Annotated in this window: 10 protein-coding genes; 8 read left to right on the plus strand and 2 right to left on the minus strand. The window is 55.0% G+C overall.

The window, feature by feature from the left end:
* Positions 1-187: 187 nt before the first annotated feature.
* From GRX76_RS12905 to arsH, 7 genes are all read left to right on the plus strand, one after another.
* The gene (locus GRX76_RS12905; RefSeq protein WP_160153691.1) at positions 188-853 is read left to right on the plus strand and encodes a TetR family transcriptional regulator; all 666 of its coding nucleotides are present in this window, start codon (positions 188-190) and stop codon (positions 851-853) included.
* Between the two features lie 361 nt (positions 854-1,214).
* The gene (locus GRX76_RS12910) at positions 1,215-3,317 is read left to right on the plus strand and encodes a carboxy terminal-processing peptidase (RefSeq protein WP_160153692.1); all 2,103 of its coding nucleotides are present in this window, start codon (positions 1,215-1,217) and stop codon (positions 3,315-3,317) included.
* A gap of 126 nt (positions 3,318-3,443) precedes the next feature.
* On the plus strand, positions 3,444-4,259 hold the full coding sequence (gene xthA / locus GRX76_RS12915) for an exodeoxyribonuclease III (RefSeq protein ID WP_160153693.1): 816 nt from the start codon (positions 3,444-3,446) through the stop codon (positions 4,257-4,259).
* 243 nt (positions 4,260-4,502) lie between these two features.
* Positions 4,503-4,847 carry a metalloregulator ArsR/SmtB family transcription factor gene (locus GRX76_RS12920; protein ID WP_201276815.1) on the plus strand — a complete coding sequence of 115 codons (345 nt, stop codon included), beginning with the start codon at positions 4,503-4,505 and terminating at the stop codon, positions 4,845-4,847.
* Between the two features lie 46 nt (positions 4,848-4,893).
* The gene (locus GRX76_RS12925; RefSeq protein WP_160153695.1) at positions 4,894-5,367 is read left to right on the plus strand and encodes an arsenate reductase ArsC; all 474 of its coding nucleotides are present in this window, start codon (positions 4,894-4,896) and stop codon (positions 5,365-5,367) included.
* A 2-nt stretch (positions 5,368-5,369) separates the two neighbouring features.
* Positions 5,370-6,395 carry an ACR3 family arsenite efflux transporter gene (gene arsB, locus GRX76_RS12930; protein ID WP_160153696.1) on the plus strand — a complete coding sequence of 342 codons (1,026 nt, stop codon included), beginning with the start codon at positions 5,370-5,372 and terminating at the stop codon, positions 6,393-6,395.
* Between the two features lie 17 nt (positions 6,396-6,412).
* Entirely contained in the window at positions 6,413-7,120 is a 708-nt protein-coding gene (gene arsH, locus GRX76_RS12935; protein ID WP_160153697.1) for an arsenical resistance protein ArsH, read from the plus strand.
* 80 nt (positions 7,121-7,200) lie between these two features.
* Here the strand turns inward: arsH and GRX76_RS12940 are convergent, their stop codons facing one another.
* A complete protein-coding gene (locus GRX76_RS12940) occupies positions 7,201-8,007 on the minus strand; it encodes a S1/P1 nuclease (RefSeq protein ID WP_160153698.1) in 807 nt (268 codons plus the stop codon).
* Between the two features lie 380 nt (positions 8,008-8,387).
* Here GRX76_RS12940 and GRX76_RS12945 point away from each other — a divergent pair, with 380 nt between their 5' ends.
* Positions 8,388-11,525, plus strand: coding sequence for a TonB-dependent receptor (locus GRX76_RS12945; RefSeq protein WP_160153699.1), 3,138 nt, complete (start codon positions 8,388-8,390; stop codon positions 11,523-11,525).
* Positions 11,526-11,628: 103 nt separating this feature from the next.
* On the opposite strand, the gene GRX76_RS12950 is transcribed toward GRX76_RS12945, so the two are convergent.
* Positions 11,629-13,833, minus strand: coding sequence for a hybrid sensor histidine kinase/response regulator (locus tag GRX76_RS12950; RefSeq protein ID WP_160153700.1), 2,205 nt, complete (start codon positions 13,831-13,833; stop codon positions 11,629-11,631).
* Positions 13,834-13,857 lie beyond the last annotated feature (24 nt).

Consider the following 13,857-nt stretch of genomic DNA (forward strand, 5'->3'; position numbering starts at 1 on the left):
TATTTATTCACGCGTGCATATGAATTATCATTTCGGCAGAGCAACCGGCGGTACACAGAAAATCTCGCGTGTCAAAGCCGATGAGCCCGATACCCTCAGATACCCTCAAAAGTGGGCCGGGCGACCAACCAGCATGCTCGTGCGAGGCTTGAATTCGCACGATGTCGCATATTCAGGATCGGATTTCATGGCCAAACGCAGAAAAGAAGACGCACTGGAAACTCGTGAACGCATACTCGATGCCGCTATCGAAGTCTTCGACCGCCGTGGCGTCTCACGCCCCTCCCTGACTGAAATTGCGGAGCTCGCGGGAGTGACCCGCGGCGCCGTTTACGGTCACTTCCAGAACAAAGCCGACCTGTTCAGCGCCCTGGCCGACCGAATCCAGCTACCGGACGAATCCCTCTGCCAGGCGCCAATGGAAGGCTGCACTGATCCTCTGGGCGAGCTCCGCAAGCGCTGGATGTTTATGTACCGGGAAGTGATGAACAATGTGCAGTGGCGCAGGATCTTTGCGATTATTTTTCTCCGTTGTGAATGGGTGCCGGAAAACGGTGAAATCAATGAACGTTGTGCCGAGGGGCACGCTGATGCCAATTCTCGGCTTCGTAACCTGCTTGAAACCGCCGTCACCGTTGGTCAGTTGCCCCAAGACCTGGATGTACCGTTAGCGGTGCCTGTCGTACACGCGGGGATTGTCGGCTTGCTACAGGAGTGGCTGATGAACCCGGATGCGTTCGATATTGCCGAGGTCGGCGCCCGCCACGTGGAAGCCATGTTGGAGATGCTGCAGACCTCACGATTCCTTAGAAAAGTCACCGATACGACTCAATCGCCAACTGTCGCCGTTTAATGGGGTCATTTTGGCCATTTGGACGGCCATTGGTCCGAGATTTTTCGCTTCAACTGAGCGCAATCGACACTCAATTAGTCGAAATCGAGTGAAAATAGGGAAGTCGAGAGGAAATCCGGGCCCCGAATTGCCGGTTTTGTGAGCAAACCCCCATCTTCACCGGGCAATTGACGGAAAAATCATCCCGCAAATTACCGCAATCTGCGCACCATTGGCCTCGTACAAGAAGCAATTCATGCCTTTCGGAGCTTTCAGCCTTTATACTTGTCCTAAGCTATAAGTCGCCACTGCTCCGGAGATCCATGTCCGGCCCTATTTGACAGTGGGACGCCTTGAAGTAGGACGTATAAAGAGACTCCATATGCTTAGCAATCGAATAGCCGCTCTGATTTCCGGCCTTTCAATCTCCTTCCTGGTCCTCATCTCGCCGGCCAGTCTGGCAGACGTCGAAGATCTTAAACCCCACGAAGACCAGGGCGGCACCGCCCGTGAGATCGTCAGCAAGCTCGAAATGCTGCATTACAACAAGCTCAAAGTGGGCGATGAAATGTCCACCGGGCTGTGGGACGAATACATCGACAGTCTCGACCCCACCAAGAGCTACTTTCTGTCCTCTGATATCAGCGAGTTTCGCCAATGGCGCACCAAGCTCGACGACGACCTGAAGGCAGGCAACGTGGATCGCGGCTTCGAGATCTACAACCGCTACCGCATGCGGGTTTCCGACCGGCTCAATAACATACTCTCGCAGCTCGACGGCGGCCTGCCGAAGTTCGACTTCAGCAAAGAAGAGTCTCTTGAGCTGGATCGGGAAAAGAGCGACTGGCCCCAGTCCATCAGCGCTGCCGATGACCTCTGGCGCAAGCGTCTCAAGTCCAGTGTGCTGAACTTGCGCCTGACCGATAAAAGCGACGAGGAAATCGCCGACCTGCTGCAGCGCCGTTATAAGGGCCAGCTCAAACGTCTCGGCCAGCAGAATTCCGACGATGTTTTCGAGCTCTACATGAACTCCCTGACCCGTCTGTACGACCCACACAGCAACTACCTCTCTCCGCGCTCGCTGGAAAACTTCAATATGAGCATGTCGCTGTCGCTGGAAGGTATCGGCGCGGTGCTACAGATGGAAGATGAGTACACCAAGGTTGCACGCCTGGTCGCAGGCGGTCCCGCCGACCGTACTGGCAAGGTGAAGCCCAACGACAAAATCGTTGCCGTGGGCCAGGACAAAGAAGGTGAGATGGTCGACGTCGTCGGCTGGCGCCTGGACGATGTTGTGGACCTGATCCGCGGTTCGGCCGGCACCTATGTGCGCCTCGAAACCATTCCCACTGGTGGCGATGGCACCCATCGCACCATCACTATCCAGCGCAGCAAAGTGAAACTGGAAGACCAGGCAGCCAAAAAAGCGACCTTCGAGTTTTCCGATGGTGAGCAAAGCTACAAAATCGGTGTAATCAATCTGCCCACCTTCTACATCGATTTCGAGGCCTATCGCCGCCGCGACCCCAACTACAAGAGCACCACCCGGGATGTGGCGCGCCTGCTGGACGAGCTGCAGAAAGAAGGCGTCGATGGCGTGATTCTGGATCTGCGTAACAACGGTGGCGGCTCCCTGCAGGAAGCCACCATGTTGACCGACCTGTTCATCGACCAGGGGCCGGTAGTTCAAATTCGTCACGCCAATGAGCAGATTTCCCGTCACAACCGCTCGCGCTCACGCGCCATGTACCGCGGCCCGTTGATGGTACTGATCAATCGACTGTCCGCGTCTGCATCCGAGATTTTTGCCGGTGCGATTCAGGACTACAACCGCGGCCTTGTGGTCGGCAATCAGTCGTTCGGTAAAGGCACCGTACAGACCATGGCACCGCTGAAAGAAGGCCAGCTGAAGATTACCCAGTCCAAGTTCTACCGGGTTTCCGGCGACAGCACCCAGCACGCAGGGGTATCCCCGGATATCAGTATGCCGCAGCTGATCGATAGCGAGAGCGTGGGTGAAAGTGCTTATGACACCGCCCTGCCCTGGGATCGCATCCACGCGGTGCGCCACGCCAAGTACTTCAACTTGAAAGAACTGGTACCGGAACTGTCCCGTAAACACGAGAAGCGCACTTCCGTTGACCCGGACTTTGTATTCCTGCGCGAGCAGTTCAAATACCAGACCGACCGCGCCAACAAGAAGTTTGTATCGCTGAACGAGCAAGCCCGAATCCAGGAGCGAGAAGACCTGAACCAGGAAGTTCTGGCGATGGAAAACAAGCGCCGGGCTGCCAAGGGTCTGGAGCCCTACGAGAGCTTTGAAGCACTGGAAAAAAGCGAGTCGGAAGATACTGAAACAGTAGGTGGCCCTACCGAAATCACACTGGAAGACGATCCGGTACTGAATGAAGCGGGCTTTATCATGGCGGACTTTGTCGGCCTAAAAAAGCACAAAAGCGCCCCTCAGGTAGCTAATTTCGATTAGCGAACCTGCGCCATAAAACGAGCTCGCCGGGCATGTTTGCCCAATAAAAGAAGCCGGTAACACACCATATCGCCAAAGCCCACTACCCTTGTGGGCTTTGGCTTTTATCATTTCCGGGGAGGGAAAATGAAAGTTGTATCCTTTAACGTAAACAGTATCCGCGCTCGTTTGCACCAGCTGGAAGCACTGGTACAGACCCAGTCGCCAGACATCATTGGCCTGCAGGAAACCAAAGTCACCGACGAGGACTTCCCGGAAGACGTGGTGCGCGACCTGGGTTATGAAGTGATTTACTTCGGCCAGAAGACCCACTACGGCGTCGCCCTGCTCTCCCGCTATCCCTTCCTGAAAAAACAATACGGTTACCCCACCGATGCAGAAGACGCCCAGCGTCGACTGGTGGCAGGCCAGTTTGATATCGGTGCGGCACAACCACTGACCGTGATCAACGGTTACTTCCCGCAAGGGGAAAACCGCGATCACCCGATCAAGTTTCCCGCCAAGCAGAAGTACTACGCCGATCTGGACAATTACTTGAACAGTGAGTGCGACAAGAATGCACCAGTACTGGTAATTGGCGACGTGAACGTTTCGCCTACCGACCTGGACATCGGCATCGGTGAGCCCAATCGCAAACGCTGGCTGCGAGATGGCAAATGCAGCTTCCTGCCAGAAGAGCGCGAGTGGCTGGAGAAAATCCAGAACTGGGGACTGGTGGATACCTTCCGCGCCCAGAACCCGGAAACCAATGATCTGTTCAGCTGGTTTGATTACCGCAGTAAAGGCTTCGACCGCGAGCCCCGCCGCGGCCTGCGCATTGACCTGATCCTGGCCAGCCAGTCATTGGCAGACAACTGTATCGCTACCGGCATCGACTACGATATTCGCGGTATGGAGCGGCCTTCTGACCACGCGCCAGTATGGGCTGAGTTCAAAGTCTGATCTGCCCTTTCAAGAGCACGGGACTTACCTGTGCTCTTGCCTCCATCTCAATATCTTCCCCCGGCGGCCTTTCCTAACGGCCTGTCCTAGCGCGCTTTCTAACGCCCCCTACAAGCACCCTCCCTCACTCACTCATCTGACAAAACAGTTGAAACTTCACCTATTCAATTTTTCGCATATCTGATATTTCATATATCTGAATTTTCATATATGGTTGCCCGGCATCCTGATATGAGGCCCAGCGTGAACCCAGTTTCGATCTACAAATGTCTCGCCGATGACACCCGGCTTCGATGCCTCCTACTGATCGCCAGCGAAGATGAACTCTGTGTATGCGAATTGATGGCGGCGCTGAATGAAAGCCAACCGAAAATCTCGCGGCATTTAGCGCAGCTGCGCCAGTGTGACCTGCTTGTGGATCGGCGACAGGGCCAGTGGGTTTTCTATCGCCTGAACCCGTCGTTACCATCCTGGGTAAAGCAGGTACTGGAGACCACACTGGACGCCAATCCGGGCTTTATCGCACCAAATGCAACGGCCCTCACACAAATGCAAAGCCGCCCTACCCGGGATGGCCTTTGTGGCTAACGCCACCCACGATTCAATACGCAAAATCTAAAGGAATGACCAATCCGTGAAACTGCTGTTTATCTGCACCCATAACCGTTGCCGCAGTGTTTTGAGTGAAGCGGTTACCAATCACGCCGCCAGTGGTCGACTGGAGGCGCGCAGTGCCGGCAGCCAGCCTTCCGGAGTCGTGCACCCTCTATCACTGAAATACCTCCAGGCACGAGGTATCGCGACCACAGGTTTGCACAGTAAATCCTGGGACGATCTGGAAGACTGGAAGCCGGATGCTGTCATCACCGTCTGCGACAGTGCTGCCGGCGAGGCCTGCCCAATCTGGCTGGGTGACACAGTGAAAGTCCACTGGGGGCTCTCCGACCCATCCAAACTCGAAGCCAGTGACGATGAAGTGGCCGCGGCCTTTAATGAGACAATCGATATTATCGAGACTCGTGTCGCTCGCATGCTGGAAGAAAATCTGGATCAAAAGTTTGGCTCGGAATTGCTTGAGGCCCTGTTGAAATTGACTCAGGAGCAATAAGCATGGGTATCTTTGAACGCTATCTCTCGGTTTGGGTGGCGCTGAGTATTTTCGCCGGCCTGTTGCTTGGCAACCTGGCCCCGGGCCTGTTTCAAGCCATCGCGGGAATGGAAATTGCCCACATCAACCTGCCAATTGCGGTATTCATCTGGGTAATGATTTTTCCGATGATGGTCCAGGTGGACTTCTCGTCCATTCGCCATGTGGGAGACAAGCCAAAGGGCCTGGCGCTGACCCTGGTCGTCAACTGGTTGATCAAACCCTTCACTATGGCTGCCCTCGGCTGGCTGTTTTTCCGGGTGCTGTTCGCCGATCTGGTGGACCCTCAAACCGCATCTGAATACATCGCCGGTATGATCCTGCTGGGCGTCGCACCCTGTACCGCTATGGTCTTTGTCTGGAGCCAGCTGACTCGTGGCGATGCCAACTACACTCTGGTACAGGTATCGGTAAACGATGTAATAATGGTGTTTGCGTTTGCCCCGATTGCCGCCCTGCTCCTCGGGGTCAGCAATATCACGGTACCCTGGGATACGCTGGTGATCTCCGTTGTACTCTATGTCCTGCTGCCGCTTGTCGCTGGCGTTCTGACACGGCGAGTCCTGGACTCGGCCAATGACCACGAGAAACTGAACGACTTTCTGCATAAGGCAAAACCCTTCTCCGTGGCCGGTCTGCTGGCAACCGTCGTTCTGCTGTTCGGCTTCCAGGCAGAAACAATCATTGCGAATCCACTGGCCATCGTACTGATTGCCATACCGCTGCTGATCCAGACCTACGGCATTTTTGCCATCAGTTATGCCGCGGCGCACCGGATGCAATTGCCCCATAAGATCGCAGCGCCCGCCTGCATGATCGGCACTTCTAACTTTTTCGAACTGGCCGTAGCGGTAGCCATCTCCCTGTTTGGACTGCACTCCGGTGCCGCGCTGGCCACGGTGGTTGGCGTGCTGGTAGAAGTTCCGGTCATGCTATCACTGGTCGCTTTCGCAAATCGTACCCGCCACTGGTTTGGCGCTGAAGCTTGAATCCTGAGGCAACCAAGATGGACGACCTGTTAAATATTCAACCGGACTGTTTTCAAGACACCGATCTCGGTCAATTGCAGTCACCGATCCTTGAGAGCAAACCCAAGATTTTGCTGCTCTACGGATCCCTGCGCCAGCGCTCCTTTAGTCGCCTTGCGGCGGAGGAAGCACAACGGATACTGGAGTCGCTCGGCGCGGAGACTCGGATATACAATCCTTCTGGCCTGCCATTACCGGACGATACCGGTGCCGAGCACCCCAAGGTACAGGAGCTGAGAGCGCTGGCAAACTGGTGTGATGGGATGGTGTGGTCGTCGCCAGAGCGGCACGGTGCCATGACCGGGATTATGAAAGCGCAGATTGACTGGATTCCCCTCGCCCTGGAAGGCGTCAGACCGACTCAGGGTAAAACCCTCGCCGTGATGCAGGTCTGTGGCGGCTCACAGTCATTCAATGCCGTCAATCAGATGCGGGTACTTGGGCGATGGATGCGCATGGTCACGATTCCAAACCAGTCTTCCGTACCCAAAGCCTGGCTCGAGTTTGACGACAACGATCGCATGAAGCCTTCATCTTTCTACGACCGGATTGTAGACGTGATGGAGGAACTGATGAAATTCACCTACCTGCTGAAGGACAAGCGGGACTACTTCACCGACCGCTATTCCGAACGCAAAGAAACCAGTGAGGAATTCCGCAAGCGTATCGATCAGCGTTCGATGTAAAGATATAAAGATGTAAACCATTGGGAAGTATCTCCAGATATGGATACTTCCCCCCTCTTTCAGCCCACATCAGCCACCGATCAGCCGTCTTTCAAAGCAGCGGTGAGCACTGCTGCCAGTCGGGTTCCTCCCTGGCGCAAGCGCAATTCAACCACTGGCTTGTTCACTTGGTAGTAGGCTTCTCCGAGTACCTTCTGGTCAGTATAGGCATTGCGATGAGCCAGCCGGTGGGATTCCTCTGCCCAGCTTTCCGGTGTTCCCGGGGCCATAGCGGCCAGATCCTTCCTGCTCAATTGATCAACCTGGGCACTGGCAAAATCCTGCCAGTCTCCCAGAAAGCCTGCCGGCAAATAAGTGTCCCAGAGCGCGTGCAAGTTGGTTTCGAATCCGTAGAAGGTGCGCTTCGCATCATTCCCGCCGCGATCTTCCCGCAACCCCGTGTGCATTGGCTGATGCAGATCCTCAATAAAATGCACCAGGAAGAGTAACGCTTCTGCACGCTCACTCTCACGCAGGTTCTTATCCGACAGCTGCTGGCGATAGTGGTGGATTGCTTCGATGATGCACCCCTGTGAAGGGCAGTCCTGAGATTTAATGTATCCCTCCCAGGTTGTAGGCAGGTTGATATAGTGGAGCGGAGCCGCCCAGTTGTAGTTTTCATTACCGCGAATTCGATCTGCCCAGGTGCCGGCTTCCGCCAGTGACGACTCCCCTTTCACCGCAAGTAATGCAACCACTGTACGCTGGGTATCCGCATCCAGTAATTGCCAGGCAATTTCTCCCGTTGCCCGATGCGCGTCAGCACCCCAGCCAAATCCCGGCCGTGGCAACGCCACAGTCAGAACCAGAGCCATAGCGAATAGCGCTTTTCGAATAAGGTTTTGCATGGTTTCCCCGGTATCAATAACAGGTGAACGTTAGGTAAAGAAACCAACACGGATTATTTATCGTGCGTTTCAAAAGTGGGGCAACCTTACGGAGGATTTATTACAGTTTCGGTGCTCCCCATGAAACTCCTATCGGAGTAACCATTTTGCGATATCTCTGAAATTTTCCCGTCATGCCACTGCAATGGCATTTCGGAAGAATGGGCGCGCCGCCATACGGCAAGACCAATTTGAGATACACACAGGAACTGGCCGCTCAGTTCAATACAGATTTGTCGGACACCGACACGTTGATTGAGTGAATTTTCGAACAGCAGGCGCGAGACCCGCTCGAAGTCCAGTCGCAACCAAGGCCTTTCTCGGCCTAAATGGAGAGTTTCATGAAACACAGCTTTTTTCCCCGCGCCCTGTTATCGGCCGCGGTGATCACCGCCCTGGGCATTGCGCCCTCGGTTATGGCTCAACAAACCACCTCGTCCATCCGCGGTATTGTGACCAGCGAAGATGGAAAGCCGGTGGAAAATGCCACGCTAACCATCATTCACCAGCCCTCCAACAGCCGCAGTGTTATCCAGAGCAACAATAGTGGCCGCTTCAGCGTTTCCGGCCTGCGGGTGGGTGGCCCCTATAGCGTACAGGTCCAGTCCGATTCCGGTGAAGAAGTGCTGAACGGCATTTACCTCAGCCTCGGCAATGCCCTGGACCTGCCGATTGATCTGGACAACGATCGTCTTGAAGTCAACGCCGTTGAAGAGGTTGTCGTTACCGCGGAAGCGCAGGTTTATGCGAATCGCGGTTCCAGCAGTATTTTTGGTGAAGACCAGATTAACAATCTAGCCACCTTCAGCCGCGACCTCAAAGAGATAGTGCGCGCCAATCCGCTCGCCGTTGTCAGCCCGGACGGCAATGAACTGAGCATCGCCGGCACCAACCCCAAGTACAACTCCCTGACCATCGACGGTGTGGGCATCAATGATACCTTCGGCCTGCAGTCCAACGGTTATCCCACCAATCGCCCGCCCATTTCCCTGGGCGCGGTTGAGCAGATATCCATTTCTTATGCACCGTTTGATGCGCGTATGGGCAAGTTCACCGGCGGCAATATCAATGCGGTAACCAAGTCCGGCACCAATGAATTCCACGGCAGCGCCTACATGGAGTCTGTACCCTGGAGTGGAACCGCCAAAGACGACAAACTGCCTGCCGATGGCGCTGTGACCAAGTACGATATCGACAGTGAGGCGGAAACCTATGGCGCCACCTTCAGCGGCGCCCTGATTCAGGACCAGCTGTTTTTCTTCTCCTCCTATGAAAAATGGGAAGAAGATATCGCCTTCAATTACAACCTGAACACTCTGGAAAACCACGACGTTACGCCACAGGAGCTGGAGCGCGTACTGGGGATCATGCAGGACGTATACGGCCTGAGCGATTCCGTAGGCTCAGCCCCCCGCCCCGACAGTGATGAGAAATTCCTGGTAAAAGTGGACTGGAACATTGGCGACAACCACCGCGCCGACTTTACCTACAGCAATCAGGAATCCCGCTCTGCACGCAACTATACCGATAGTGACAGCACCCTGAACCTGTCTTCCAACCTGTGGACGCTGGCTCAGGATACGACTTACTACACCGGCCACCTCTTCTCCGACTGGAGCGATGTGTTCAGCACGGAAGTCAATCTGTCCTACAAGGAATACGAGCAAGCCTCTCTGACTAACTCCAACTGGGGTGAAATCAATGTAAGAACAGCCAACGGCACCATCGTTGCTGGCCAGGATGAAAACCGTCATGCCAACGTGCTTGCAAATGAAGTCTGGAACTTCGGCGTACACGGTACCTACATGGCCAATGAGGTCCAGTATCGCTTCGGTGCAGAACTTGAAGATACCTGGAACTACAACCTCTATGGTCGTCACGCCGCCGGTACCTTTTCATTCGATAGCATTGACGATTTGGAAAATCGCGAAATCGCCAGCTACCAGTACAGCAATGCCTATACCAACGACATTCAGGATATTGCCTACGATGTAAACGGCCAGACCTACTCCCTTTATGCCGATGCTACCCTGGAGCCCTTTGCGGGTTTTGAGTTGGTTGCCGGCCTGCGTTATGAAATGCTGAGCGTGGAAGATTCCCCTAACCGCAACAGCAACTTCGAAGACACCTACGGCTACGCCAACACCGAAAACCTGGATGGCCGCGACATTCTGTTACTGCGGGTTGGATTTAATTGGGACCTGCGTGAAGACCTGACAGTGCGCGGCGGTGTCGGGCGATTCAGTGGTGGTATGCCACTGGTCTGGGTGTCCAACGCCTATACCAATGACGGCGCTACCAAAGATTCCTTTTACACTACTGGCCTGGACAGCAGCTCGGTCGACCCAACTGGCATTCCTCAGGTGGCGCTGGACGCCCTGGCACCCGGTGCCGGCAGCACCAACAGTATCGACCCGGACTTCGAGCTGCCTTCCGACTGGCGCTACCAGATCGCGGCAGACTATATATTTGCAGTGCCAGGACTCGGCGATGACTTCACCTGGAGCACCGAGCTGACCTACGTGGACCGGGAGAACTCTGTTTACTGGCGCGACCTCTCCCGTGTGGACAGCGGTGAGCGCGTCGGTGACCGTATTATCTGGGACAACGTTTATGCCGGCACCGAATTCGAAGATAACTACGATTTGGAGCTGACCAACGTCGACAACGGTGGCCGCAGTATTATCTGGTCCACCGCCCTGGACAAGGCATTCAACAATGGGGTTTCTCTCAACCTGTCCTACACCCATCAGGACATTACGGAAGTAAACCCAGGCACCAGCTCCACGGCCGAGTCCAACTATCAGTACGAGGTGGTTGAAAATCGCAACGTACCATTGGAAGGCACCGCCTACTACGAAATCGAACACCGCCTGGTATTGAACCTGGGTTACCGCAAGGAGTTCATCCAGGGCTACGAAACCAACTTCAACCTGTTCGTCGAGCGCCGTTCTGGGCGCCCCTTCTCCTGGACCCTGGACTCCTACCGGGATGCCGCATTTGGTGACCAGACCAACTTTGACGATTCCGATGTATACCTGGCTTACATTCCGTCCGGTGCGGACGACCCCAATATGGATTTTGACAATGGCCTGAGCTACGCCGAGATCATGGATATGGTGCGCGCGGCCGGTGTCGAAGGAGCTGCTGGGGGATTCGTGGAAAAGTATTCTGACAATATGCCCTGGGTAACCACCATGGATCTGGCCATTACCCAGGAAGTTCCCGGGTTTATGCCGGAGCATCGGGGGCTGGTCTACCTGACCGTCGACAACTTTGCCAACCTGCTCAACGATGACTGGGGCAAAGTGTACGACCTGGAGTTCCCGCAACAGAAACTGTTCGATTTCGCGGTCAATGAAAACGGACAGTACATTTATAACGAGCCTTTCGGCGGCCTGAACAGCAAGAACTACGCGCGCTTCCAGACCGCGGAATCTACCTGGCGAGTAAAACTGGGCCTGAAATACGATTTCTGATTCGGCTTTTACTCAGGATAAAAAAATGGCCTGTCAGAGACAGGCCATTTTTCTTTGCGGCTCTGGTTGAGGCTCTGAACCTCTGAACCGGACTTATTCCTGGTTACTCACCCAGCCAACGCTCCAGGGCTTCCGACAGACTGTCCTTGCTGAGAGGCTTGGTCAGGAAGTCATCCATCCCCGCCGCCAGACAACGCCCCTCAAACTGCTCCTCAGTGGTGCTGGTCAGGGCAATGATCGGCAGGCGGTCATCCGGAGAATACTCACTCTCCCAAAGGCGCAACTGTTCGATAATTTCAGCACTGTGCGCGGTGTTCTGCTGGCAGTCGACCAACAGCAGGTCATAGTTGCTATCCGGCATCAATGCCAGTGCTGATTCTATCGAAGGCACGACTTCTACTTGATACCCGAGGGTCTGCAACATCTCTTCAGTGACCCCTTGATGCTGACGAGACTCCTCGATCAACAACAGCTTTCGCTTGCGGTTGATTTCCGCATTCGCACACACGACACGGCGGTTGGTTTTCTTGAGTCCGCCGAAGAGGCGCAATACCAGCGCATCGTGAAATTCCTTACGGGTGACCGGTCGAGGCAAATACTGTGCTTCTGGCTCAGCTGCCGCCAATGCCGCAAATTCCAGTTTGTGACCATAACCACCGAGACACAATAACGGGAACTTCACCGGGTCGGCTCGAGACGATGTGATTACCTGAGTCACCCCCCCGATGAGGCGGGAATCCCCCATCGCCGGCGCCAGAATAACCAGCTGCCCACGATCCACCGCCTGCATCAGCTCGTCCGCGGGCTCGGTGCTGCCGTCATCCCAGTGCTTGCAAGTGACGTTCATCGCGAATGACTGCAGCATCTGAGCAATGCCATTTACGAATAGCCCTTTCTGGTGCAGCAGTAATACATCGGTATCCTGCAGCCGTCGATCCGGGTTTAGGTAAACCCGCTGATTGGGCTCTATCTCAAATTTGATCACCGCCTGATAGCGGTTACCGTCATCCGACGAATGTAACTGCAGATATCCACCCATGGCCTCGGCCAGCCCCTTGGCGATATTCAGGCTGAGACCAGTAGTTACCTGCGTCGTGTTCATTCTGGAGAAAGCGCCAAAGAGTTCGGACTCATCCGGAAGGATTTCACCGCGACCATTATCCAGCAGCTTGAGCGTCAATTGCCCTTCATCGCTACTGATCTGCTCGAACGTAGCTTCACCCCAGAGCTCACCGGTCTGGGCAATGATGGTGGCGGAGTCCACCAGGTTGCGGATCAACTGTGCGGTCTTGCGGTTATCGCCCGTGACCATAACCGGCAAGTCTTCACTGATCTGGAAGTTGAACTCCAGGCGCTGGCGCTGAGCCGTGCGCGCAGCGAACTTGAACGCCTTCTCCATGGTGCGGACAAGGTTAAAGGGGGCGCGGCGCAATTGGATATCTTTGCGGGCAACGCGGGTGAACATTCCCACGTTATCGACCAGCTTTAACTGCTGATTGCTGGCATTTTTGGCCAGCTTGATCCACTCGCGTTGGCGCTCCGACAGGCGATCGCCTTCCAGCAACGCCAGTGCACCGAGGGAATCGGACAGCTGGCTGCGAAACTCCTGGCCTACATTGGCCAGAAATTCATTGGTGACTTCCACGGCCGCTTCCGAATGCTTGCGCGCGGCGGCCAGATTGCTGGCTTTCTGCTGTAGCGCCTGCATCGCCGCCACCCGGTCCCAGTAATTTTCGGATTCCCGTCGCGCCTGGTGTGCCATCAACCAGACAAACGCCAGGGTCAGTGCACCGTAGATAGCACCGATGATGTCGGTAGACAGGAAGCCCTGAAGCGCAGCGGGCACCAGTGAGCCAGCCAGAAACCAGGTAAGAAAACGGTGATAAGGGGAAAAAACGGACGCAATACTGGCGCAAAAAACAACAGTGTAAAGCCAGAGAAATTGCGTAGCCGGAGAAAAGCCCAGCAGGAAAGCATGGCTCAGCAATATGGCGCCCCACCAGATGGCACCAATAGTCGACGCAAGAAAATAGCGATGCCGCCAGCGCTTGGGGCCCGTGGCGTAGATTTGCTCGAAACGGAATACGTAATAGCCTCGAATCAGGGTTACCAGTACGAGGCCGATGGCCAGTACCAGTATCAGCTTTGGCGAATTGGTACGTAATTCGCCGATGGCTACCGCGACGGCAAAGGCAACCAGCGAAAACAGCATCCCGCGGCGACTGTACTTGGCAATACGGGTATCGGTATTGCGACAGACCCGGCGATCTTTCTGTACTTTCAGCTCGGGGTGATCAAATAACGGCATAAGACGAATCCGGCGAATGCTCCA

The sequence above is a fragment of the Microbulbifer sp. ALW1 genome (assembly GCF_009903625.1).
GTDB lineage: Bacteria > Pseudomonadota > Gammaproteobacteria > Pseudomonadales > Cellvibrionaceae > Microbulbifer.

Excerpts from the sequence above, each read along its gene's own strand:
- GRX76_RS12905 (WP_160153691.1), top strand. The coding sequence starts at position 188 with ATGGCCAAACGCAGAAAAGAAGACGCACTGGAAACTCGTGAACGCATA.
- GRX76_RS12910 (WP_160153692.1), top strand. The coding sequence starts at position 1,215 with ATGCTTAGCAATCGAATAGCCGCTCTGATTTCCGGCCTTTCAATCTCC.
- xthA (WP_160153693.1), top strand. The coding sequence starts at position 3,444 with ATGAAAGTTGTATCCTTTAACGTAAACAGTATCCGCGCTCGTTTGCAC.
- arsB (WP_160153696.1), top strand. The coding sequence starts at position 5,370 with ATGGGTATCTTTGAACGCTATCTCTCGGTTTGGGTGGCGCTGAGTATT.
- arsH (WP_160153697.1), top strand. The coding sequence starts at position 6,413 with ATGGACGACCTGTTAAATATTCAACCGGACTGTTTTCAAGACACCGAT.
- GRX76_RS12940 (WP_160153698.1), bottom strand. The coding sequence starts at position 8,007 with ATGCAAAACCTTATTCGAAAAGCGCTATTCGCTATGGCTCTGGTTCTG.
- GRX76_RS12945 (WP_160153699.1), top strand. The coding sequence starts at position 8,388 with ATGAAACACAGCTTTTTTCCCCGCGCCCTGTTATCGGCCGCGGTGATC.
- GRX76_RS12950 (WP_160153700.1), bottom strand. The coding sequence starts at position 13,833 with ATGCCGTTATTTGATCACCCCGAGCTGAAAGTACAGAAAGATCGCCGG.